At 63.6% G+C, this 21,098-nt stretch carries 25 protein-coding genes; 19 read left to right on the top strand and 6 right to left on the bottom strand.

The genetic code is table 11. The features are described 5' to 3' along the window. The first annotated feature begins 58 nt into the window (after nucleotides 1–58). A complete protein-coding gene (locus HUK73_RS22830) occupies nucleotides 59–454 on the top strand; it encodes a cupredoxin domain-containing protein (protein WP_176594084.1) in 396 nt (131 codons plus the stop codon). Between the two features lie 24 nt (nucleotides 455–478). Here HUK73_RS22830 and HUK73_RS22825 read toward each other — a convergent pair whose 3' ends face one another. After that, complete coding sequence (locus HUK73_RS22825; protein WP_176594083.1) at nucleotides 479–1,549, bottom strand: type III polyketide synthase; 1,071 nt, start codon at nucleotides 1,547–1,549, stop codon at nucleotides 479–481. A 169-nt stretch (nucleotides 1,550–1,718) separates the two neighbouring features. Here HUK73_RS22825 and HUK73_RS22820 point away from each other — a divergent pair, with 169 nt between their 5' ends. Genes HUK73_RS22820 through HUK73_RS22805 form a run of 4 tightly spaced genes read left to right on the top strand, consistent with a single transcriptional unit; the run spans nucleotide 1,719 to nucleotide 4,914 of the window. Then, nucleotides 1,719–2,315: an RNA polymerase sigma factor gene (locus HUK73_RS22820; RefSeq protein ID WP_255326507.1), complete on the top strand. Its 597-nt coding sequence runs from the start codon at nucleotides 1,719–1,721 to the stop codon at nucleotides 2,313–2,315. Between the two features lie 10 nt (nucleotides 2,316–2,325). Further along, complete coding sequence (locus HUK73_RS22815) at nucleotides 2,326–2,958, top strand: anti-sigma factor (RefSeq protein ID WP_176594082.1); 633 nt, start codon at nucleotides 2,326–2,328, stop codon at nucleotides 2,956–2,958. After that, entirely contained in the window at nucleotides 2,955–4,214 is a 1,260-nt protein-coding gene (locus tag HUK73_RS22810; protein WP_176594081.1) for a S8 family serine peptidase, read from the top strand. The genes HUK73_RS22815 and HUK73_RS22810 overlap by 4 nt, the downstream gene beginning before the upstream one ends. Before the next feature lie 4 nt (nucleotides 4,215–4,218). Next, nucleotides 4,219–4,914: a TorF family putative porin gene (locus HUK73_RS22805; RefSeq protein WP_176594080.1), complete on the top strand. Its 696-nt coding sequence runs from the start codon at nucleotides 4,219–4,221 to the stop codon at nucleotides 4,912–4,914. Here HUK73_RS22805 and HUK73_RS22800 read toward each other — a convergent pair. Next, on the bottom strand, nucleotides 4,902–6,068 hold the full coding sequence (locus tag HUK73_RS22800; RefSeq protein WP_176594079.1) for an SGNH/GDSL hydrolase family protein: 1,167 nt from the start codon (nucleotides 6,066–6,068) through the stop codon (nucleotides 4,902–4,904). The genes HUK73_RS22805 and HUK73_RS22800 overlap by 13 nt on opposite strands. A gap of 343 nt (nucleotides 6,069–6,411) precedes the next feature. Here HUK73_RS22800 and HUK73_RS22795 point away from each other — a divergent pair, with 343 nt between their 5' ends. Genes HUK73_RS22795 through pcaD form a run of 7 tightly spaced genes read left to right on the top strand, consistent with a single transcriptional unit; the run spans nucleotide 6,412 to nucleotide 12,155 of the window. Next, entirely contained in the window at nucleotides 6,412–7,581 is a 1,170-nt protein-coding gene (locus tag HUK73_RS22795; RefSeq protein ID WP_218036694.1) for a muconate/chloromuconate family cycloisomerase, read from the top strand. A gap of 4 nt (nucleotides 7,582–7,585) precedes the next feature. After that, nucleotides 7,586–7,876, top strand: coding sequence for a muconolactone Delta-isomerase (gene catC / locus HUK73_RS22790; protein ID WP_176594077.1), 291 nt, complete (start codon nucleotides 7,586–7,588; stop codon nucleotides 7,874–7,876). 24 nt (nucleotides 7,877–7,900) lie between these two features. Continuing rightward, nucleotides 7,901–8,791, top strand: a complete 891-nt coding sequence (locus HUK73_RS22785) for a dioxygenase (RefSeq protein ID WP_176594076.1) — start codon at nucleotides 7,901–7,903, stop codon at nucleotides 8,789–8,791. Between the two features lie 19 nt (nucleotides 8,792–8,810). Continuing rightward, nucleotides 8,811–9,518 (top strand): CoA transferase subunit A, encoded by a 708-nt coding sequence (locus HUK73_RS22780; protein WP_176594075.1) that lies wholly within the window; start codon nucleotides 8,811–8,813, stop codon nucleotides 9,516–9,518. Further along, nucleotides 9,518–10,171, top strand: coding sequence for a 3-oxoacid CoA-transferase subunit B (locus HUK73_RS22775; protein ID WP_218036764.1), 654 nt, complete (start codon nucleotides 9,518–9,520; stop codon nucleotides 10,169–10,171). Before HUK73_RS22780 ends, HUK73_RS22775 begins: the two co-directional genes overlap by 1 nt. Further along, on the top strand, nucleotides 10,168–11,370 hold the full coding sequence (pcaF, locus tag HUK73_RS22770) for a 3-oxoadipyl-CoA thiolase (protein WP_176594073.1): 1,203 nt from the start codon (nucleotides 10,168–10,170) through the stop codon (nucleotides 11,368–11,370). Before HUK73_RS22775 ends, pcaF begins: the two co-directional genes overlap by 4 nt. Then, nucleotides 11,367–12,155 carry a 3-oxoadipate enol-lactonase gene (gene pcaD, locus HUK73_RS22765; RefSeq protein ID WP_176594072.1) on the top strand — a complete coding sequence of 263 codons (789 nt, stop codon included), beginning with the start codon at nucleotides 11,367–11,369 and terminating at the stop codon, nucleotides 12,153–12,155. Before pcaF ends, pcaD begins: the two co-directional genes overlap by 4 nt. Before the next feature lie 18 nt (nucleotides 12,156–12,173). On the opposite strand, the gene HUK73_RS22760 is transcribed toward pcaD, so the two are convergent. Continuing rightward, entirely contained in the window at nucleotides 12,174–13,157 is a 984-nt protein-coding gene (locus tag HUK73_RS22760; protein ID WP_218036693.1) for a LysR family transcriptional regulator, read from the bottom strand. Between the two features lie 145 nt (nucleotides 13,158–13,302). Here HUK73_RS22760 and HUK73_RS22755 point away from each other — a divergent pair, with 145 nt between their 5' ends. The 7 genes from HUK73_RS22755 to HUK73_RS22725 all read left to right on the top strand — a co-directional run bounded on the left by HUK73_RS22755 (nucleotide 13,303) and on the right by HUK73_RS22725 (nucleotide 18,854). After that, the gene (locus HUK73_RS22755) at nucleotides 13,303–13,545 is read left to right on the top strand and encodes a phenol hydroxylase subunit (protein ID WP_176594071.1); all 243 of its coding nucleotides are present in this window, start codon (nucleotides 13,303–13,305) and stop codon (nucleotides 13,543–13,545) included. Then, nucleotides 13,542–14,558: a phenol hydroxylase gene (locus tag HUK73_RS22750; protein ID WP_176594070.1), complete on the top strand. Its 1,017-nt coding sequence runs from the start codon at nucleotides 13,542–13,544 to the stop codon at nucleotides 14,556–14,558. The genes HUK73_RS22755 and HUK73_RS22750 overlap by 4 nt, the downstream gene beginning before the upstream one ends. Then, the gene (locus HUK73_RS22745; protein WP_176594069.1) at nucleotides 14,555–14,824 is read left to right on the top strand and encodes an MmoB/DmpM family protein; all 270 of its coding nucleotides are present in this window, start codon (nucleotides 14,555–14,557) and stop codon (nucleotides 14,822–14,824) included. The genes HUK73_RS22750 and HUK73_RS22745 overlap by 4 nt, the downstream gene beginning before the upstream one ends. 4 nt (nucleotides 14,825–14,828) lie before the next feature. Then, nucleotides 14,829–16,355: an aromatic/alkene/methane monooxygenase hydroxylase/oxygenase subunit alpha gene (locus HUK73_RS22740; RefSeq protein WP_176594068.1), complete on the top strand. Its 1,527-nt coding sequence runs from the start codon at nucleotides 14,829–14,831 to the stop codon at nucleotides 16,353–16,355. A gap of 28 nt (nucleotides 16,356–16,383) precedes the next feature. Next, entirely contained in the window at nucleotides 16,384–16,731 is a 348-nt protein-coding gene (locus HUK73_RS22735) for a phenol hydroxylase subunit P4 (RefSeq protein ID WP_176594067.1), read from the top strand. A gap of 22 nt (nucleotides 16,732–16,753) precedes the next feature. After that, on the top strand, nucleotides 16,754–17,812 hold the full coding sequence (locus HUK73_RS22730; protein WP_218036692.1) for an NADH:ubiquinone reductase (Na(+)-transporting) subunit F: 1,059 nt from the start codon (nucleotides 16,754–16,756) through the stop codon (nucleotides 17,810–17,812). Nucleotides 17,813–17,966: 154 nt separating this feature from the next. After that, nucleotides 17,967–18,854 (top strand): transporter, encoded by an 888-nt coding sequence (locus HUK73_RS22725; RefSeq protein ID WP_176594066.1) that lies wholly within the window; start codon nucleotides 17,967–17,969, stop codon nucleotides 18,852–18,854. On the opposite strand, the gene HUK73_RS22720 is transcribed toward HUK73_RS22725, so the two are convergent. From HUK73_RS22720 to HUK73_RS22710, 3 genes are read right to left on the bottom strand one after another with little or no spacing between them, the layout of a single operon-like run. Beyond that, entirely contained in the window at nucleotides 18,851–19,180 is a 330-nt protein-coding gene (locus HUK73_RS22720; protein ID WP_176594065.1) for a DUF3325 domain-containing protein, read from the bottom strand. The two genes, HUK73_RS22725 and HUK73_RS22720, sit on opposite strands and share 4 nt — an antisense overlap. After that, entirely contained in the window at nucleotides 19,170–20,783 is a 1,614-nt protein-coding gene (locus HUK73_RS22715; RefSeq protein WP_176594064.1) for a PepSY domain-containing protein, read from the bottom strand. The genes HUK73_RS22720 and HUK73_RS22715 overlap by 11 nt, the downstream gene beginning before the upstream one ends. Further along, on the bottom strand, nucleotides 20,780–21,088 hold the full coding sequence (locus HUK73_RS22710; protein WP_176594063.1) for an iron transporter: 309 nt from the start codon (nucleotides 21,086–21,088) through the stop codon (nucleotides 20,780–20,782). The genes HUK73_RS22715 and HUK73_RS22710 overlap by 4 nt, the downstream gene beginning before the upstream one ends. Between the last annotated feature and the right edge of the window lie 10 nt (nucleotides 21,089–21,098).

Raw genomic sequence — 21,098 nt, 5'->3', positions numbered from 1 at the left:
TTGAACCGGATCATGCGCAGCGGGCACTGAACCCATATGTCATGTGAGGGAGGCGATTATGCGCCATCTGAAAGTTCCGGCTCTGGTCATGCTGGCCCTGTGCAGTGCGATGGCCGCCGCCCAGCCGGCCGGACAGGTCCAGACCGTGACGGTCACCCTGTCCAACTTCCGCTTCACGCCGTCGACCCTGACACTCCAGCGGGGGCAAAGTTACCGGCTTCATTTCGTGAACAGCGCATCGGGCGGCCACAATTTCGTGGCGAAATCCTTCTTCGCCAGCAGCGCCATAGCCCCCGAAGATCGCGGCAAGGTGAAAGATGGCGAACTCGCTTTACATGGCGGGCAATCGGTGGACATCCTTCTGGTGCCGGGACAGGCGGGCACATATGAAAGCCATTGTTCGCATTTCATGCACAGCAGCTTCGGCATGAAGGGCACTGTCATCGTTCAATAGGCGGACCGGCAGCGCGATTTCCGCTTATCCCCCTGCAAATCGGAAACCCTCCGCGGCGAGACCGGGGCCGAATGCCAGCGCCGCGCCGTCAAAGGGGCCGGGCTGCTCCATCAACTCCGCCAGCACGAACATCAATGTCGCTGAAGACATGTTGCCAAAGCGCGCCAGCACCGACCGGGACGCAGCGAGTGCATCCGCCGGCAACGCAAGCGCGGCAGCAACCGCGTCAAGGATGGAGCGACCGCCCGGATGCACCGCCCAGACAAGTTCTGTCGGCGCCCAGTCCTGCAATATGGTGGCCCGGATCGCAGGATCGCGAAGCCCGTCCGCGATCCGGCCCGGCACCTGGCCCGAAAGGGTCATTTCGAACCCCGTGTCGCCAATGATCCACCGGATCAGCTCCGCGCTGTCGGGCAGGGTGGCGCAGAAGAAATGGGAAAGCGCCAGCCCGCCCGGCGTTGCGCTCACCAGCGCCGCCGCCGCACCATCGCCGAACTGGAGGCCCGCGAGCAGGAATTCGATGCTGCATCCCGCCGTCAGGTGCAAGGAGGACAGCTCGACGGTCACGACCAGAACCCGCGCCTCGTCATCCGATCGGGCGATATAGTCGGCAACCCGCAATGCGGCGACGGCGGCATAACAGCCCATGAAACCCACCAGCGTCCTTTCGACGGACGGGCTGAGCCCGAGCCGGTCGATCAGCATCTGGTCGATCCCCGGCGCGACAAAGCCGGTACAGCTTGCCACCACCAGATGGGTGATGCCGTCGAGGGTGATTTTCTGCCGCAGGGCCTCGACAGCTTCCTGCGCCAACCGTGGCGCCGCCTGCGCATAGACGGCCATCCGCGCGCCGGTCGAGGGCAAGGTTGCGCCATGATAGAAGCCACCCGGTTCCACCGGCGATCCGCCGTCGGTGGCACGGGGCAGGACCGACCAGCGATGCTCGATGCCCGACCGCGCGGCCATGCGGCGGAACAGCGCCCGGTCATGGGGGTCGGCAAGGCGCCCGTCCGCCCAGTTCAGAAAGGCATGATGGATGTCATGTCCCGGCACGGCCGTTCCGACCGCATGGATATGGGCAATGGGTCTGGTCATTGTTCAACCTGCATCTGTTGCGACGCCGTGGCGAAAACTCCCGGGAGGGTTTATCCTATGTGCTGCCGGGGCAGCGTTCGGTTCACAGGCTATCTGTGGCTCGTCCGCCGCCGGTTGAACTTTTCCACGGCTGCAGGACACTTATTCCCCGACGGCAGGGAGACGGGACTTGATCGGAAGATTGGCGATCGGTCGGCATGTTCGGGAACCGGACGGGGACCAGTCCGGCGACGGTCGCCTGATCGTCCGGATCTGCGCCCGCGACGTCCATGCTTTCGAAGAACTGTACCATCGCTATCACGCGCGTCTGACCCGCTTTCTCCTCCACATCGTGCACCAGCCGCATATCGTGGAAGAGGTGCTGAACGATACGATGATGGCGGTGTGGGAAAAGCCGGCCAGCTATCGCGGCGCGAGCAGACTTTCGACCTGGATCTTCGCCATAGCCTATCACAAGGCCATGAAAGCGCTGCGCCGCAGGGACGACCCGGTGGAGGACATCCAGGCGGAAAATCGCGCGAGCGAGGAGGAGACGCCCGACGAACATCTGAACCGGACGCGCGTGGGCCAGTCCCTGCAACAAGCCATGGAACAATTGTCGGTCGATCATCGCACGGTCGTCGATCTGACCTATTTCCATCAGATGGGCTATCGCGAGATTGCCGAGATCATGGGCTGTCCCGTCGATACGATCAAAACGCGGATGTTTCACGCCAGGCGGCATCTGCGGCGTCTGCTGGCGGGCGAACCGGCTGACTGGCTATAGGATAGGAGCGATGGCCAACATCATTCGACTGCATCGCGATCCGCACCGGGACACGCAACAGTTGCTGCCCTGGTATGTGACGGGCCGGCTCGATCCGGCCGACCATGATCTGGTTGCGGCACATCTTTCAGATTGCGCCCAATGCCGGGAGGAACTGGCGACGGAGCGGGAGCTGGCGGCCGGGATTGCCGGTCTCGTCCTCGACGGAGGAGCGGATTTCAGCGTGCTTCGCCGCCGCATCGCGCCCATCCGGCATGAGCAAGGGCGCAGGGGCGCGGCCTTCCTCCGGCTGCTGGCATGGCCGGGGAAATTCGGCTGGCTGCTGGCCGGACAGGTCGCTTTGGCCGCATCGGTGGCCATGCTCCTGCTGCCGCAAGGCCCGCCTGCGCCCTACCACGCCCTCGGGTCAACCGTCGCCGCCCGTCCGGGCAATGTCATTGTGATCTTCCGGCCCGACAGCCGGGAGGAAAATCTGCGCCGGCTGCTGACCGCCCAGCGCGCCCGGCTGGTCGACGGGCCGACGGCGGCGGGGGCCTATGTGCTGCAAGTCGCGCCGCAGGACAGGGACATGATCCTGAAGGCGCTGCGCGGGCAGCAGGACATTGTGCTGGCGCAACCTCTGGATGGAGAGGGCCAGCCATGATCCGTCGCCTGGCCACGCTGGGCACTTGGCTTTCGCTCTGCGCGGCGCTGCTGCTGCCTGCCCTTTCCCCGGTCCACGCCCAGATGGCGGAGACTGACGCGGCCCCTCGCCAGATCCTGGTCCTGACCCGCCTTCCCCCGGACCATATGCGCCTCAACCATGGCTATGGCGGCGGTTACGGGGATATTCAGGCGCGCAGCGCCCGCCGCCATGAGGCCGAGCGGATCGCGCGGCACCATGGCCTGAAACTGGCCGATGAATGGCCCATGCCGCTGCTTGACCTCGATTGCTTCATCATGACGGTGCCCGAACCCCAATCGGTCGCCGATGCCGTGCAACAGGTGTCCAGCGACCCGGCCGTGGTCTTTGCCGAACCGATGCACCTCTATAACGCCCGGGGCAATCCGTCCGCTTATAATGATCCGCTCTTCCCCGCCCAGCCCGATGCGCGGCTCTGGCGGCTGGCCGACCTGCACCAGCTATCCGTCGGCAAGGGCGTTACCATAGCGGTGATCGACAGTGGCGTTGATGGGCGGCATCCCGACCTTGCCGGACAGGTCGCGATCAACCGGAATTTCGTTGCAGATCATCCGGCCGCTGTGGAACAGCATGGCACGGCTGTCGCCGGTGTCATCGCGGCCAAGGCCAATAATGGCGTCGGCATTGTCGGCGTCGCGCCGCAGGCCCGCCTGATGGCGCTGCGTGCCTGCTGGCAACGGACCGGTTCAACCGCCACGCTCTGCGACAGCCTGAGCCTTGCCAAGGCGCTGCATTTCGCCATCGAGAACAGAGCGCAGGTCATCAACCTCAGTCTGGCGGGACCGCAGGATATGCTGCTGGGCCGGTTGATAGCGCTTGCGATCGCGCGAGGCGCCGGGGTGGTCGCGGCCTTCGACCTGACACTTCCCAAGGGCGGCTTTCCCGCGTCCCAGCCCGGGGTGATCGCCGTTTCGGACGAAGCTCTGGCCGCATCGGTCCATGGCGTCTACACTGCGCCCGGACGTGACGTGCCTACCACGCAGCCGGGGGGACGATGGACTCTGGTCAATGGCAGTTCCTATGCGGCGGCCCATGTCAGCGGCCTCCTCGCGCTTCTGCGGGCTGGACGGCCGGTGCGTGGCGATCGCCCGACCTTGGTCGCGGCGCGGGCGGATGGCGGCGCGATAGACGCCTGCGCGTCGCTGCTGCATCTGTCCGGCCCCTGTGACTGCGCCTGCGCCCGCGCCCCGAAGATCGCCGCCATCGCGCCGCCATGACGCCATGCGGACGGCTGCATGGTCCCTGTTGCTGCTGCTTTCCGGCCTGTCCATCCCGGCGCGGGCGGAGATAGGGACCAGCCTGTCCCTTGCCAGCGACGACCGGTTTCGCGGCCAGTCGTTGAGCAACGGCCATCCGGTCGCCACTCTGGACATGACCTATGACGATGTGTCAGGTTTTTACCTGGCGGGGTCCGCGACGGCGGTGCTGACCTCTGATGGGCCGCATCCCCTCAACATCAAGGGCAATATCGGCCACGCCTGGAAACTACGATCCGGTCCGGCCATCGACATCGGCATCGTCGCGTCCGGCTATACGGACTATTATAGCGGGGGCGAGAATGCCCATTATACCGAATTTTACGCAGGGGTCGCGTCGGGCCATCTGTCCGCGCGCATCGCCTACAGCCCGGATTATTTCCGATCCGATGTCCAGACAATCTATGGTGAGATAAATGCCGCCTTCAGCCCCGTGCGCGACTGGCAAATTGGCGCTCATGCGGGCGCGCTGTTCCAAATGGCCGGTCAACTGCCCCCTGACGGCAGGAAAGTGCATCGGGACTGGCGCGTGAGCCTGGCGAAACAGGCGGGAGATTTTGAGGTGCAATTGGCCCTGACAGGCGGCGGCCGCAACGCCGACTATTATGAGCAGCGCCCCGACCGAACGACCGTGCTCGCCAGCATCGCCTATATGTTCTGATCCTTTCCGGCGCGCAGCCTTGCCTGTTTCAGCCGTTCGGCAATCGCCTGCGCCATGACATCCGCTCCCCTGGCGTCGGGATGCGGGTCGTCGGGCAGCCGCCATGCCGGGTCCAGCTCAAGCCAGAGATAGGGGATGCGTCCTTCATCCAATATCCGTCGGCGGAGCAGCGCCTCCCGTCGGTCGATGGCACCGAAATGCGGAACGAGTATCAGCACGGCTGCATGATGCGCGCGCGCCAGTTCCACGCTGGCCGTCAACTGGTCCCGAACCTGACGGACGAGTCGTTCCATGGCCGCGCTGCTATGATAGGGCACATAAAAATCCAGCAGCCTGAGCAGACGCAGCCGGTGCTCCGCCGGGTGCCAGTTCAGATGCGGGCCGAGATGCGGCCTGTCGATGTCGTCGTCGCGGAACATGAGGCCCGGCGCAAAGAGGATGACGACGGCCACCGGCCGGGCAAAGCGCGGCAATTCCCGCTTCAGCCGTCCATAAATCTGATCGTCGGCATAGCCGTTCACGCCCATGTTGACCGGCTGAAGCCCCAGCAGGGCGGCGGTCCGCGCGCCGATGCTTTCCTGCCATTGCAGACCAAAGCCCTCCATGACGGACTCGCCCGCAAAGAGAATGCTGGGTTTTCGCGGATCGACCGGCTCGGCAAGGCTGCGGACGCGAAAGCCATGGGGGTCGAAGGCATAGTCGATCATCCGCCCGCCCTCCATCGCCTGTGCCGAGCGACCGGGCACGAAGGTCCAGCCGAGTATCGGATCATGGTGGCGCAACGGTTCCTGTTGCGGTGGATCTTCTTCAGCAGCGCGGGGCGAGCGCAGGCGCAACAGCAATTCGCCTGTGCCGAGCGCCAGTATCAAGGCCAGTGCAAGAGCGAGGATTTGCGGAAGCAGGTCCTTCCATCCTTGTCGGGCAAAGGCCCTGCGGATGACCGGGCGCAGCGGAAAAAGCAGCGCCAGTCCCAATCCACCCACGGCGAGGCGGGCCAGCCATGTCCCCAGCAGGAAGTCGTCGCGCGTGATGAAGAATACCGGCAGGAAATGCGCGTCGAACCACGCCTGATCCGCCATGATGGCGGCAAGGACCAGCAGCAGTCCGATGATTGCTACGACCGCTGCGGCGATCCGCGCGCGCAGGGGCATCATCGGCGTCGCTTCACGTCGAATGGGGTGGGTGCACCCATAGGTTTATCATCAAGCATCAGGTTCATGTCTGGAGTTCCACAGCCGCCTGTATCGACACCTTGGTGCCTCAGGAACAGGCAATGGTTCAGCAGCCGGTTGCATATGGCAAGCATCACGCTCAACCGCACAAATGCCGGGCCAGGCCTTTAAAACGGGTATCATGCGCAACACTGCCCGCCCCGGCCGCCGGGGGATCGCAAAGATCAGGCGTAATACCTTAAAGGCATCAAGCCTAACCCAAACAGTCTTTCCCATTATCGAAGCCGGACATTATTCTCCGACCCAAGACAGCGGAGAGAGTTATATGGCATCCCCCATTACCGTCGATGCGATTGAGACATTCATCCTCGATGTGCCGACCATCCGTCCGCATGTCTTGTCCGTCGCCACCATGCAATCGCAGGCCATGGTCATCGTTCGGCTGATCTGCTCGGACGGGATCGAGGGCATCGGCGAAGGCACGACCATCGGCGGCCTCAGCTATGGCGCGGAAAGTCCCGAGAGCATCAAGCTCACCATCGACAGCTATGCCGCGCCGATCCTGAAGGGCAGCGACGCGACCCGCCCCGCCATGATCATGGCCGCGCTGCGCAAGCAGATTTCCGCCAATCATTTCGTGAAGAACGCCATCGAAACCGCCTTGCTGGACGCGCAGGGCAAGCGGCTGGGCGTGCCCGTCAGCGAATTGCTGGGCGGACGTCTGCGTGACAGGCTGCCGGTGTTGTGGACCCTCGCCAGCGGCGATACCGGACGCGACATTGAAGAGGCCGAAGCGATGCTCGCTTCCCGCCGTCACAATGCCTTCAAGCTCAAAATCGGCAAGCGCCGTCTGGAAGATGATGTCGCGCATGTCGCGGCGATCAAGCGGGCCTTGGGCGACCGGGCCAGCGTGCGGGTCGACGTCAATCAGGCCTGGGGCGAAGCCACCGCCAAGCGCGGTCTTGCCCTGCTGGCCGATGCCGGGGTCGATCTGGTGGAGCAGCCGATCAAGGCGAGCCATCTGGCCGGCATGGCGCGGCTGACCGCGATGGGCAAGCTGGCGATCATGGCGGATGAAGCGCTCTACGGCCCCGATACCGCGTTCGCCTATGCCTCGGCCAGTGCGGCGGACGTGTTCGCGGTCAAGATTGCGCAGGCGGGCGGGCTTGGCCCTGCCAAGGCGCTGGCGGGCATTGCCGAAGCGGCGGGCGTGGCGCTCTATGGCGGCACCATGCTGGAAGGCGGCGTGGGCACGGTTGCCTCAGCGCAACTTTTCGCGACCTTCAACGATCTGGCCTTCGGGACCGAGCTGTTCGGACCGCTGCTGCTGACTGAGGAAGTTCTCACCGAACCGCTGGATTATTCCGACTACAGTCTGACCGTGCCCACCGGCCCCGGCCTTGGCGTCGCGCTCAACCCCAATGCGGTTGCGGGCTTCCGCCGGGATCGCGCCACCGCGACCACGGTCATTTTCCCCAAGCAAGCGAACGGATAAACCGATGTTGTTTCATGTCACCATGGATATCAAGGTTCCGCTGGACTACGATCCCGTGCGGTTCGAAGGATTGAAGGCGGCGGAAAAGTCCCGCTTTCAGGAATTGCAGCGCGCCGGGACCTGGCGCCATATCTGGCGCGTTGTCGGACAGTATAGCAATGTCAGTATCTTCGATGTGGAAAACAATACGCAACTCCACGACATATTGACGACTTTGCCACTCTATCCTTTCATGGACATGAAGGTGACTGCTCTTTGCCGCCACCCTTCCTCCATTCATGATGACGATCGCTGAAACCCTGTCACCTGGAGAGGTATAATGACCGAAGATTTTGTGAATACTCAAGCAGTTCAAACCCTGCTCGATCGCGCCAGCGGCCTGGAAGCCGAGGGCGGCGACAAGCGGCTGAAGGCCATTACCCGCGATCTGGTCGAAGCGGCGATGAAGGTCATCGTTCGCTATGACGTGACCGAAAGCGAGTTCTGGGGCGCGATCAAATATTTCCAGGATGGCGGCGCCGAATTGGGCCTGATCGTTCCCGGCGTCGGCCTTGAACATTTCATGGACCTGTTCATGGATGCGAAGGACGCCCAAGCCGGCAAGTCGGGCGGCACCCCGCGCACCATCGAAGGACCGCTCTATGTCGCAGGCGCGCCGCTGGTCGAAGGCGACGTCAATCTGACCGACGATGCCGACGACACCGGTACGCTCTATATGAGCGGCGAGATCAAGGGTCCGGACGGCGAGCCGGTTCACAATGCGATCCTGCATGTCTGGCACGCCAACAGCCAGGGCTGGTATTCGCATTTCGACCCGACGCGCGAGCAGACCCCGTTCAACAACCGCCGCCGCATCAAGGTGGGCAGCGATGGGCGCTACACCTTCCATTCGAAGATGCCCAACGGCTACAGTGTGCCCCCGGACGGCGCCACCGACGTACTGATGAAGGCGATCGGCCGTCATGGCAACCGCCCGGCCCATGTCCACTTCTTCGTCGAAGCGCCCGGCTATCGCACGTTGACGACTCAGATCAACTTCGGTGACGATCCCTTCGCGGCGGACGATTTCGCCTTCGCCACACGGGAAGGCCTGCTGCCCGTCCCCAACCGGCAGGGCGACACCGCCACCATCGCCTTCGATTTCGAACTGCAGAAGGCGGATGCCGCCAGCGAAGAGAGCTTTTCGTCCCGGACGCGCGCCGCGGCTTAACGACAGCAGGAGGCTTTCCATGCAGAAGATTTACGACAGCCCTCGGGTCGCACTGGAAGGCCTGTTGTTCGACGGCATGACCATCATGTCGGGTGGGTTCGGACTCTCGGGCAATCCCGAGAGTCTGATCCCCGAAATTCGGGCAGCGGGCGTCAAGGACCTGACCGTCATCTCCAACAATGCGGGGGCGGATCGCTTTGGGCTGTGGATGCTGCTGGAAAGCCGCCAGATCAGGAAGATGATCTCGTCCTATGTGGGTGAGAACAAGCTGTTCGAAAGCCAGTATCTGAGTGGCGAGCTGGAACTGGAACTCAACCCGCAGGGCACGCTGGCCGAACGCATCCGGGCGGGCGGCGCAGGCATCCCGGCCTTCTACACAAGGACAGGCGTGGGCACCGTCGTTGCCGAGGGCAAGCCGGTCGAAACGTTCGAGGGCGAGGATTATGTCCGTGAGACATGGCTGCGCGCCGACCTGTCGATCATCAAGGCATGGCGGGCTGACCCTGCGGGCAACCTCATATTCCGCAAGACCGCGCGCAACTTCAACCCGAACATGGCGACGGCGGGCAAGGTGACGGTGGTCGAGGTTGAGGAAATCGTGCCCGAAGGCAGCTTCGATCCTGACTGCATCCATACGCCGGGCATCTATGTCGACCGCATCATCCTTTCGACCATCAACGAGAAGCGGATCGAGAAGCTGACCACCCGCGAAAGGGAGACTGCATGATGAGCTGGACCCGCGATGAGATGGCGGCCCGCGCCGCGAAGGAACTGCGCGACGGCTATTATGTAAATCTGGGCATCGGCATCCCGACTCTGGTGGCCAATCATGTCCCCACAGGGGTCAACGTCACGCTCCAGAGCGAGAATGGCATGCTCGGCATCGGCCCCTTCCCCTATGAGGGCGAAGCGGACCCCGACCTCATCAACGCCGGCAAGCAGACGATCACCGCGCTGCCGACCTCCAGCTTCTTCTCGAGCGCCGACAGCTTCGCGATGATCCGGGGCGGCCATATCGACATGGCCGTGCTGGGCGCGATGGAGGTCGCCGCCAATGGCGATCTTGCCAACTGGACCATCCCCGGCAAGATGGTGAAAGGCATGGGCGGCGCCATGGATCTGGTCGCAGGCGTCAAGCGCGTGGTCGTGGTCATGGACCATGTCTCGAAGAACGGCAGTCCCAAGATTCTCGACGCCTGCACCCTGCCGCTCACCGGCAAGGCCGTGGTGGACCTCATCATCACCGACCTCGGCGTAATCGCGGTGGACCGCAAGGCCGGTGGGCTGACGCTGGTCGAAACGGCTCCCGGCGTCAGCGTCGAGGAGATCGTGACCAAGACCGGCGCGCCGCTCGCCATTAGGGAAGCCGCCGCCGCATGAGCGAGGCCTTTCTCTGCGACGCCGTCCGCACGCCCATTGGCCGCTATGCCGGCGCGCTGGCGTCGATCCGCGCCGATGACCTCGCCGCCCTGCCGATCAAGGCGCTAATCGAACGCAGTGGTATCGACCCTGCCGTCATCGACGATGTGATCCTGGGCAGCGCCAACCAGGCGGGCGAGGATAATCGCAATGTCGCACGCATGGCCGCGCTGCTTGCCGGCCTGCCTGACAGCGTGGGCGGCTCGACCGTCAATCGCCTCTGCGCCTCGGGTCTCGACGCTGTGGGCACGGCGGCACGGGCGATCCGGTCGGGCGATGCCGACCTGATGATCGCGGGCGGCGTGGAAAGCATGAGCCGCGCGCCCTTCGTCATGCCCAAGGCGGGAAGCGCCTATTCGCGCAGCAACGCCATTTACGACACCACCATCGGCTGGCGCTTCGTCAACCCGAGGATGAAGGCGCTCTATGGCGTCGATTCCATGCCGGAGACGGGCGAGAATGTCGCGAGCGACTTCGGCATCTCGCGCGCGGATCAGGACGCTTTCGCCCTGCGCAGCCAGCAGAAGGCGGCGGCCGCGCAGGCATCGGGCTATTTCGCCGGGGAGATCGCGCCGGTCGTCATCACCGACCGCAAGGGCCGGGAAACGATAGTCGATACGGACGAGCATCCTCGCCCAGACACCAGCATCGAAACGCTGGCGAAGCTCAAGCCCGTGGTCCGGCCGGACGGAACGGTGACGGCGGGCAATGCGTCAGGCGTCAATGACGGCGCGGCGGCGATGATCCTCGCCAATGAAGCCGCGGTCCAGCGCCATGGCCTGAAGCCCCGCGCCCGGATTCTTGGCATGGCGAGCGCGGGTGTGCCGCCGCGTATCATGGGCATTGGGCCCGTGCCTGCCACGCAAAAGCTGATGGCGCGACTGGGTCTCACCATCGACCATTTCGACGCGATCGAACTCAATGAGGCTTTTGCGAGCCAGGGCCTGGCGGTGCTGCGCGGCCTTGGCGTTGCCGATGACGATGCGCGGGTCAATGCCAATGGTGGTGCGATAGCGCTCGGCCATCCGCTTGGCATGTCGGGCGCACGCATCCTGATGACGCTGGCGCATCAGTTGGAGAAATCGGGCGGCAGGCTTGGTCTGGCGACGCTGTGCATCGGTGTCGGTCAGGGGCTGGCGGTCGCAGTGGAGCGGATATGATGGAAAAACTATTTGCCACCATGGGCGACGGATGCCGTATCGCCTGGCGTTTCGACGGGCCGGAAAACGCACCTGTGCTGATGCTTTCCAACTCGCTCGGCACCGACATGGACATGTGGGCGCCGCAAATGGCGCAGTGGACGCAGAGCTTCCGCGTCCTGCGCTATGACCAGCGTGGCCACGGCGCGTCGGATGCGCCGGCGGGCGCCTATTCCATCGACCGGCTCGGGCGGGATGTCATCGAACTGCTCGATGTGCTGAAGATCGGGACGATCGATTTTTGCGGCCTGTCACTGGGCGGCATGACCGGGCAATGGCTGGGCATCCGCGAGCCGGGCAGGCTGCGGCGGCTGGTCCTGGCCAATACGTCCAGCTTCATGGGGCCGCCATCGGCCTGGGATGCGCGCATTGAACTGGTGCGGCAGCAGGGCATGGCGCCGCTGGCGGACGCGTCGGTCGAGCGTTGGTTCACGCAGGCCTTTGCCGCGACTGGACAGGAAGCCATCGCACCCATCGGAGCGATGCTTCAGCTTACCAGGCCCCAGGGCTATGCCGGTTGCTGCGCCGCGATCCGTGACATGGACATGCGGCGCTCGGTTGCTCTGATCGACCTGCCCACGCTCGTCATCGGCGGTGCGCAGGACCCCGCCACGCCGCCGCCCCACAGCGAAGCGCTCACCCGCGCCATCGCCGGTTCGCAACTGGTGATGCTGGAAGCCGCGCATCTCGCCAATGTCGAATGCCCAGAGGCGTTCGGCGAGGCGGTACAGGAATTTCTGGCGTAAAGATACGCCCGCGCAACTCTACCTCCCTCCCTTGCGCGCCCGCACCAGCGCACAGAAAGCCGCCATCACCGCCGAGCGGTTGTCGCGGCGATAGGCAAGGCTGAGCTGCGTCTGCGGCGCGTCACCCAGGATCGGGCGATAGGCGACGCCGTTGAGCTGCGCTTCGGACGTCGATTCCGGCACCAGCGACACCCCTGCCCCCACCGACACCAGCGACAGGGCGGTCTGGATCTCCATCGTTTCCTGCGCGATGTCCGGTGAAAAACCCTCTGCCCGGCAGATTTGCAGGATGGTATCGGCAAAGCTCGGCCGTGGATGGCGCGGATAGAGGATGAAGGGGCGCGCCGAAAGATCGGCAAGGGCAATGTGATTCTGCTCCGCCAGCGGATCGTTTTCCGACAGGGCGACGATCAGCGGCTCCTTGAACACGACCTCATTGACGATCTCCGGGTCCTGAATCCCCGGCCGGGCAAAGGCGATGTCGATGGAGCGGTCGATCAGCGCCGCACGCAATTCCGCCGTGTTCATGGCATGCAGCACCAGTTCGACCTCATGATGGCTGGTGCGGAAAGCATTGAGAATGCCCGGCAGGATCGAGAAGGTCGCCGATCCGACAAAACCGATCTGGATGACGCCGACGCTCCCTTCGGATGCGCGCTTCGCCACCCGTGCAGCGTCGGCCACCCGCGCCAATATGTCCCGTGCGCGGGGAAGCAAGGCTTCGCCCGCCGCCGTCAGATGGATGTTGCTGCGTGTCCGGTCGAACAGCAGTGCGCCGATGGCCGCTTCCAGACTGGCGATCTGCCGGCTGAGCGCGGGCTGGGCAATGTGCAGGCGCTCGGCCGCGCGACCGAAATGCAGCTCCTCCGCCACGGCCAGGAAATAACGCAGACGCCGCACATCCACGCCCATCCACGGCGCGTGGGACAGGATATCCTTCGATGCGGCCATGCCGAAACGCCCTTCTTCAACGCGGGTATGAACGCCATACCGTTTCGGCATCAACATTTGCCTGATTACTATTTGATTGTCATCAGGCCGAAGCGCACTCTCCCCTCAAGACGAACAAGAACCCGATCGGGGCCCATGTGGAGAGAGAGATGCTGGAAACCGGAAGCCCCTTCCCCGGAACAATGCGCCGCCCCGATTGCAGGCGATCGTCACGGGGATCACCGCCGCACAGGTGATCGAATTCACCTTCGTCTACGGCGATCCCGATCTGGCGGTCGAACTGGTCCTGCCGCTGGCCGCCTTTTGTGAATTTTGCAGTGAAAACGGCGCGCATGTCGCCGTACCCGACGACCGGCTGCGCGCTTCGGTGAAGCGCCTGATCAGCCCGATCGCCGTCGCCCCCTTTGTGTCCATCGATGAGACGGAGCCGCACGCATGAACATCGATATCCAGGCAGAAGCGATCACGCCTCGCCGCCAGACCTTTTCCCATGTCGCCCGCCGTTTCGGTGTCGACAAGCCCGCCTCACGCTATGAGGAGGCGACCTATGACATACAGCCGATGGTGAATTTCCACTATCGCCCGACCTGGGAGCCGGAGCGCGAACTTTATGACGCCCGGCGCACCCGGATCGTCATGGCCGACTGGTATGTCTTCCGCGATCCGCGCCAATTCTACTATGCCACCTACAATATCAGCCGCTCGGCGATGCAGCAGTCCTTCGACGATGCAGCGAACTTCGTGGAAAAACGGGAACTGGTGGGCAGCGTCGGCGCGGAATGGCGCGACAAGGTGGCCGCCTATCTCATCCCGCTCCGCCATCTGGAATGGGCGGCAAACATGCACTGCCAGTTGATCGCCGACTGGGGTTTCGGCACGCAGATCACGTCAGCCGCCGCCTTCTGCGGCACCGACCGGCTTGGTCTGGCGCAGGTCATCTCCCGCATCGGACTGGTGCTGGGCGACGGCGCGGACGAGAAGCTGGTCGCCGGCAAGAAGCTGTGGATGGAGGCACCCGAATGGCAGCCGCTGCGCCGTCTGGCCGAAGACCTGCTGGTCGTGCGCGACTGGTTCGAGGTCTATGCGGCGCAGCTTGTCGTCCTTGACGGCCTTGTCTACCCGCTGGTCTGCGATGCCTTCGACAAGGCGGGCGCCGCGCATAATGGCGCGCCCATTTCGATGATGACGGGCTTCCTCTCCGACTGGTTCGCGGACAACAGCCGCTGGACCGACGCCGTGATGAAAGCGGCGGCGGCGGAATCCGAAGAGAACCGCGCCACCCTCAACCACTGGCTCGACATATGGGGCGTCCGCGCGGTCGAAGCGCTCACTCCCCTTGCCGCCAGCGTTCTGGGCGACCTTGGTCCGGCAGCGATCGCGGACGCCCGCACGCAACTTTCCGCCCGGCTCGACAGGCTGGGCCTCACCTTCGCCAAGGAGCTTGCCGCATGAGCCGCCCCGTCTCCATCACCCTGCAAAATTCGCAGGACGGCATCGCCATTGCCGATGCGATCATGGCCGACAATCCGGAAGCCGAGCGCAAGTCCTTCCCCGCCATGACCAAGATCGACTGCCCCGGCCGCCTCGTCATCCGTGGCGAGAGCGTGTCGGAACTGCTGGGCCGCGAATGGGACCCGCAGGAAATTCACATGAGCGTCATCTCCCTCTCCGGCACGGTCGATGAGGATGACGGCAGCTTCACCCTGTTCTGGAGGTAAGACAATGGCCGCCCGCAAACTCAGCCTGAAGCAGAAATATGGCCACTTCACCCGTGGCCTCGACTGGGAGCCGAGCTACCAGAAGAAGGAGGATATCTTCCCCTTCGCCACCTTTGAAGGGATCAAGATCCACGACTGGGATGCATGGGAAGACCCGTTCAAGCTGACCATGGACGCCTATTGGAAGTTCCAGGCGGAAAAGGAGCGCAAGCTCTATGCCGTCATCGACTCCATGGCGCAGAATAACGGCCAGCTTGGTATCACCGATGCGCGTTACCTCAATGCGGTGAAGATTTTCCTTCAGGGCGTGACCCCGCTGGAATATCAGGCGCATCGCCACTTCGCCCATCTGGCGCGGCATCTGCCGGGTGCTGGGCTGCGCGTCGCGGCGCAGATGCAGTCGATCGACGAACTGCGCCATTGCCAGACGCAGATCCACACGATCAGCCACTACAACAAATATTTCGACGGCCTGCACGACTTCACCCACATGCATGACCGTCTGTGGTATCTGTCGGTACCCAAAAGCTTCTTCGACGATGCGATGAGCGCCGGACCGTTCGAATTCCTGACCGCGATCAGCTTTTCCTTCGAATATGTGCTGACCAACCTGCTGTTCGTGCCCTTCATGTCGGGAGCCGCCTATAATGGCGACATGGCGACCGTGACCTTCGGCTTTTCCGCCCAGTCGGACGAAAGCCGGCACATGACGCTGGGCCTGGAAGCCGTGCGCTTCCTGCTGGAGCAGGACGAGGCCAATGTGCCGATCGTCCAGCGCTGGCTCGATAAATGGTTCTGGCGCGGCTACCGCCTGCTGGGTCTGGTCGGCATGATGATGGACTATATGCTGCCCAAGAAGGTCATGAGCTGGGCCGAGGCGTGGGAAACCTATTTCGAGGAAGCTGGCGGAGCCCTGTTCGCAGACCTTGCCCGCTACGGTATCCGCGAACCCAAATATGCCGAGGTCGCCAAGGCGGAAAAGGGCCATATGACCCATCAGGTCTGGGGCATCTTCTACAATTTTGCCCATGCCGCCGCCGTCCACACCTGGGACATTGACGACCAGCACATGGCCTGGCTGCGCGATAAATATCCCGAGACCTTCGAGAAACATTATCAGCCGCGCTATCTGGCATGGCGGGAACAGGCGGAACAGGGCAATCGCTTCTACAGCCAGGGCCTGCCCCAACTCTGTCAGGTCTGCCAGATCCCGATGGCCTTCACCGAAGTGGGCGATCCCACCACGATCAGCTTCCGCGTGTCGGAATTTGAGGGCGATCGCTATCACACCTGTTCAGACGGCTGTAAGGACATTTTCGACCATGAGCCGGAGAAGTTCAAACAGGCCTGGCTGCCGGTGAACCAGATCTTCCAGGGCAATTGCGGCGGCGCGACGCTGCCCGAAGTACTCGACTGGTATCACATCAATCAGGGCGCGGATAATCTCGACTATGTCGGATCGCCCGAGGAAGCCCAGTGGAACAAGTGGATGGAAGGGCGCCGCCCGACCATGCCCATCGCGGCCGAGTGACCGCGCGACAAGCATCAGGAGAGAGAATATGCCCGTTGCCAGCCTGAAACCCGGCTATGCCGGCCCCAACCGCGACGCGGTGGACAATTATCACGGCGCGCAGCTCGTCTATGTGCATTGGGAAGGCCATCTCAATTTCTGCGCTGCGATCACCCTGCCGCTGCCCGCCGACACCCCCTTCGGCGCGCTGACCGGGGAGGTGCTGCCGCACATTTACGGGGCCGATCCCGACTGGGCGTCGGTCAACCTTTCCACCGCGCACTGGACGCTCGACGGCAAGGACTGGTCGCCCGATCCGGCCAAAAGCATCGGTGAGCAGGGTGTGGGCCACAAGTCGCTGATCCGTTTCTGGACGGATCGGGCCGGCTCCGCCTGACGGACGAAGCAGGACAAGAATCATGTCAACGCTGACCATCGAACCTACTGGCGACGAAGTCGAAGTCGCCGAAGGACAGACGCTGCTCGACGCCTGCTTGCGCAACGGCATCTGGCTTCCCCATGCCTGCGGCCATGGCCTGTGCGGCACCTGCAAGGTGACCGTGCTGGAGGGCGAGGTCGATCATGGCAACGCCTCCTCCTTCGCCCTCATGGATTTCGAGCGTGACGAGGGCCGGACGCTGGCGTGCAGCGCCACGGCGCTGGGCAATGTCGTGATAGAGGCGGATATCGACGATGACGAGGATGCCCGCCGCATCACCGTCGCGGACTATGTCGGCACCGTGGCGCGCACCGAAATGGTGACGCCTGACATCATGGCAATCTGGCTGGCCCTGCCCGGTTCAGGGATCGACTTTCAGGCGGGTCAATATGTCAATGTCACCATTCCGGGTATCGAGGGCACACGCGCCTTCTCGCTCGCCGGAAGCCCTTCGCAGCCCAATGAGATCGAACTGCACGTCCGGCTGGTACCGGGCGGGATCGGCACGACCTGGCTGCACGAAAATCTGAAGGCAGGCGACAGCCTGTCCTTCACCGGGCCGCTCGGCCGCTTCTATGTCCGGCGCTCGGCGGAAAAGCCGCTGATCTTCATCGCTGGCGGGTCGGGTCTGTCCAGTCCCAAGTCGATGATCCTTGACCTGCTGGAAAGCGGTTATGAAGAGCAGATCACATTACTGCACGGCGCGCGTCGTCCGCATGATCTGCACTTTGCCGAACTGTTCCGGCAACTGGAGCAGGACCATGACAATCTGCGCTACATTCCCGTGCTATCTCAAGCCGAGGAAGGCGACGGGTGGGACGGCGAAACGGGCTATGTCCATGACGCCGCCAGGCGCCTGTTCGACAGCAGGTTCAACGGGCATCAGGCCTATCTCTGCGGCCCCCCGGCGATGATCGACGCTGCCATCACCACGCTGATGCAGGGCCGCCTGTTCGAACGCGACATTTTCATGGAGAAATTCCTGACCGCCGCAGACGCGGAGAACACGGCAAGATCGCCGTTGTTCAAGAAGATTTGAGATATCGATGATGGGCTTCGGGGACAGTCCCGCCAACTGAAACGGGCCCCTGCCTTCGCAGGAACACATCTGTCCAGCCGTCGAATTTCCAGATCCGGACATCCGCCGGAGGACGTCCCACGCCCAACGACAACAAATATTCAGAGAGGGAAGTATGCGCAAATATACGCTCACACTGGCCGCTGCGCTCGCCGCGACCGCCACCACCGCACAGGCCACCGAAACCGGCGGCGGCGCTTATCCCAATGGCGCGGAATCCGTCGGCGTTGCACAGCTTCCACCGCCCGGCACCTATCTGCTTGGCTACTCCAACTATTACACCGCCGACCGGCTGAACGACGCCAACGGCAAGAGCGCCGTGCCCGATTTTTCCGTGGACGCCTTCGCCAATATCGCGCGCTTCGTCCATGTCACGGACAGGAAAATCCTCGGCGCGACCTTCGCCATGCAGGCCTTCGTGCCGGTCGTCGACCTGACCGTCCATGCCGCAGGCGCGCGGCAGCATAAATTCGGTCTGGGCGACATGATCGTCAACCCGTTCATCCTTGGCTGGAACAAGGGTAATCTGAACATCATCGCGACGATGGACAGCTATGTCCCGACCGGCCGCTACCGCAAGGGCGACCTCGCCAATATCGGCCGCAACTATTGGACCTTCGAACCCCTTGTCGCCATCACCTATGCCGATCCCAAAGGCGGACCGGAAGTCTCCGCCAAGTTGATGTACGACTTCAATACGAAGAACAAGGCGACCGACTATCGGTCGGGACAGGAATTCCACGTCGACCTTGCGGCTGCCTATAATTTCAACCCGCTGACCGTTGGCGTCACGGCCTATTATTACAAGCAGACCACCGACGACAAACAAGGCGGGCTGCGTGTCGGACCGGACGGCTATAAGGGCGAAGCCTTCGCAGCCGGGCCGCTGATCCGCTATCAATTGGGCCATGTCCCCGTCACGGCGCAGTGGCAGCATGAATTTCATGCCGAAAACCGCCCGCAGGGCGACAAATTCTGGCTGAAGGCCGCCTTCCGCTTTTAAGCGAAGGGAAAGACAAGCAGGCAGAACAACGCCATGCAGCAGGCGGGCGCAGCCAAAGCCAGCGCCAGTCGCGGACGCCACGACAGCAGCAGCACCAGGCCCGTGCCCGCCACGCACATCTGCCCGATCCACGCCACCATTCCCTGCGCCATGCCAAAGCGCAGCATCGCGACGACAAGGGCGAGGATGAGCATGACCCATCCCGCCCACCGCGCCATTCCGGGCGAAGGCATGATCGGCAGTGGCGGCGTGGAACGATGCTTCTTCGACGCCAGCGCCATGCTGGCCAGGGCGGCATAGCTGACAAGCCCTGCTTCAAGCGGCATCGGCAACCTCCCGCGCGGCATGGACGGCGGTGGCAGCCCTCCCCGCATCGGCGCGCCGCCTCGGCCCGGGCGCAGCCTTTGCACGGCTTGCTCGCCATGCTCCAAAGCCAAGCAATGCCGCGCTTGCCAGAAAAGCGGCGTCAAAAGACAGGAACAGCCAGTCACCGCTCAAAAGGCTTGCGACAGGACCGCGATCGGTCGTCGCCATATTGACCAAAGGCAAAGCGGCAAAGGCAAGGGCGGACAGGCCGAGCGCCTCGATCCACGCGCGGCGCACCGGGCGGAGCAGCATCAGCCCGGCAAGGCCGAACCATGTCCAGAACATCGCAGCGACCTCCATATCCTGCCGTCCGGTCAGATCGGCCGGGATCAGCCGATTGGCGAGCAGATAAGCTGCCATGCCGGCGGGCAGGCAGGCGATCGCACCGATATTCAGCCGTTCGACCAGACAGAAACCGAAAAAGGGCTTTGCGCCCGGCTTGCGCCGCTTGGCAGTCCACAGCAGCAGGCCCGTCCCGACCATCGTCGTGCCGGTCAGCCCCAGCAGGAAATAGGTCCAGCGCAGCGCTGGGCCGGCAAAATTCCCCATATGCAGCCCCAGCATCACCCCCGCCGTGGTCAGCGCGGTGCCGGGCGGCGGCGATTGCGACATTTTCCTGCCAGTCGCGCCGGAATAGGTGATCGAATCCCCCCGTGCATTCAGCCGGTCGGCGACGCTGCGCAGGATCGTCACCGTGGCCGCCGCGTCATTGGGATTGCGGATGACAATGGCCCGGGGCTGGCCCCCTCTCCATTCGTGCGACGCCGCATCCACCAGCGGCCCGATGGGCGTCAGCGGCGCGGGCCTGCCTGACGCCTCGCCATCCGGCTCCGTGCCATAGGCTTCCGCGTAGAAGGCCGTGGGCTTGGGATAATTGGCGGCAACCGGCCATGGCATGTACATTACGAACAGCGTGATAAGCCCCGTATAGCTGATCATCGCGTGGAACGGCAGCGCCAGCACCGCCGTGACATTATGGGCGTCGAGCCAGCTGCGCTGCCCCTTGCTCCATCGCAGGGTGAAGAAATCAACGAAGATCCGCTTGTGCGTGATCACGCCCGAAATGATCGCCGCCAGCATGAAGATGGCGCACAGTCCCGCCAGCCAGCGGCCCCAGGGATGGGGCAACTGCAACTGGAAGTGGAAGCGGTAGAAATGCTCCCCTCCCCTGGTTTCTCGGGCGCTGATCGGCGCGCCTGTCGCGGGGTCCAGCTTGATCTCGCTGCCGCGCTTCGCGGGCGCGGCCTCGGGATCGGGCCGGGGCATGGCAAAGATGCGCGTTTCCGCTGTCCGGTCATCCGGCAGGTAGATATACCATTGCCGGTCGTCCGGTGATGTACGCTGCATATGGGCGACAGCGGTTTCGGCGGCGTGCCGGGGCGAAACCGGCTCCAGCCGCAATTCCGGCTGCATCCAGCGGGTGATTTCCGGCCGGAAATAGCTGGCCGTGCCGGTCAGGAACATGGCGAACACGATCCACCCCGCCAGCAGGCCCAGCCAGTTGTGTATCCACGCCATGGACTGGCGCAGGCCCCTTTCCGCCGATTTCGCCTTGCCGCTCATGGACGGGGTCCGATCAGCAACAACGCGCCGATGGACAGCAGCGCGCTACCCCATATCCATCCCGCCACTTTCAGCAGCCGCCTTTCATGGAAGGCCCAAAGACCAAGCGAAGCGAAGATGAGGAAGGACAGGATCATGCCCCATAATGTCGCCTCGACCCGCGCGATCGGCAGCAGCCGCGCACCCAGAGAGGCCAGACCTGCCGCGGCCGCATAGCCACCCGCCAGCGCCGTGATGCAACGCGCGGCCATGCGCCAGTTGCGGCGTAACAGCAGGAAAGAGGGCAGGAAATTTCGGCTGGTCACATGCGCTCCC

Origin of the sequence: Sphingobium sp. EM0848, assembly GCF_013375555.1 — a bacterium.
GTDB lineage: Bacteria > Pseudomonadota > Alphaproteobacteria > Sphingomonadales > Sphingomonadaceae > Sphingobium.
The sequence above is the reverse complement of the archived record's forward strand: the minus strand, read 5'-3'. Positions and strand labels throughout refer to the sequence as shown.

Coding starts and splice junctions, on each gene's coding strand:
- HUK73_RS22830 (WP_176594084.1), top strand. CDS start 59: ATGCGCCATCTGAAAGTTCCGGCTCTGGTCATGCTGGCCCTGTGCAGT.
- HUK73_RS22825 (WP_176594083.1), bottom strand. CDS start 1,549: ATGACCAGACCCATTGCCCATATCCATGCGGTCGGAACGGCCGTGCCG.
- HUK73_RS22815 (WP_176594082.1), top strand. CDS start 2,326: ATGGCCAACATCATTCGACTGCATCGCGATCCGCACCGGGACACGCAA.
- HUK73_RS22810 (WP_176594081.1), top strand. CDS start 2,955: ATGATCCGTCGCCTGGCCACGCTGGGCACTTGGCTTTCGCTCTGCGCG.
- HUK73_RS22805 (WP_176594080.1), top strand. CDS start 4,219: ATGCGGACGGCTGCATGGTCCCTGTTGCTGCTGCTTTCCGGCCTGTCC.
- HUK73_RS22800 (WP_176594079.1), bottom strand. CDS start 6,068: ATGATGCCCCTGCGCGCGCGGATCGCCGCAGCGGTCGTAGCAATCATC.
- HUK73_RS22795 (WP_218036694.1), top strand. CDS start 6,412: ATGGCATCCCCCATTACCGTCGATGCGATTGAGACATTCATCCTCGAT.
- catC (WP_176594077.1), top strand. CDS start 7,586: ATGTTGTTTCATGTCACCATGGATATCAAGGTTCCGCTGGACTACGAT.
- HUK73_RS22785 (WP_176594076.1), top strand. CDS start 7,901: ATGACCGAAGATTTTGTGAATACTCAAGCAGTTCAAACCCTGCTCGAT.
- HUK73_RS22780 (WP_176594075.1), top strand. CDS start 8,811: ATGCAGAAGATTTACGACAGCCCTCGGGTCGCACTGGAAGGCCTGTTG.
- HUK73_RS22775 (WP_218036764.1), top strand. CDS start 9,518: ATGAGCTGGACCCGCGATGAGATGGCGGCCCGCGCCGCGAAGGAACTG.
- pcaF (WP_176594073.1), top strand. CDS start 10,168: ATGAGCGAGGCCTTTCTCTGCGACGCCGTCCGCACGCCCATTGGCCGC.
- pcaD (WP_176594072.1), top strand. CDS start 11,367: ATGATGGAAAAACTATTTGCCACCATGGGCGACGGATGCCGTATCGCC.
- HUK73_RS22760 (WP_218036693.1), bottom strand. CDS start 13,157: ATGCCGAAACGGTATGGCGTTCATACCCGCGTTGAAGAAGGGCGTTTC.
- HUK73_RS22750 (WP_176594070.1), top strand. CDS start 13,542: ATGAACATCGATATCCAGGCAGAAGCGATCACGCCTCGCCGCCAGACC.
- HUK73_RS22745 (WP_176594069.1), top strand. CDS start 14,555: ATGAGCCGCCCCGTCTCCATCACCCTGCAAAATTCGCAGGACGGCATC.
- HUK73_RS22740 (WP_176594068.1), top strand. CDS start 14,829: ATGGCCGCCCGCAAACTCAGCCTGAAGCAGAAATATGGCCACTTCACC.
- HUK73_RS22735 (WP_176594067.1), top strand. CDS start 16,384: ATGCCCGTTGCCAGCCTGAAACCCGGCTATGCCGGCCCCAACCGCGAC.
- HUK73_RS22730 (WP_218036692.1), top strand. CDS start 16,754: ATGTCAACGCTGACCATCGAACCTACTGGCGACGAAGTCGAAGTCGCC.
- HUK73_RS22725 (WP_176594066.1), top strand. CDS start 17,967: ATGCGCAAATATACGCTCACACTGGCCGCTGCGCTCGCCGCGACCGCC.
- HUK73_RS22720 (WP_176594065.1), bottom strand. CDS start 19,180: ATGCCGCTTGAAGCAGGGCTTGTCAGCTATGCCGCCCTGGCCAGCATG.
- HUK73_RS22715 (WP_176594064.1), bottom strand. CDS start 20,783: ATGAGCGGCAAGGCGAAATCGGCGGAAAGGGGCCTGCGCCAGTCCATG.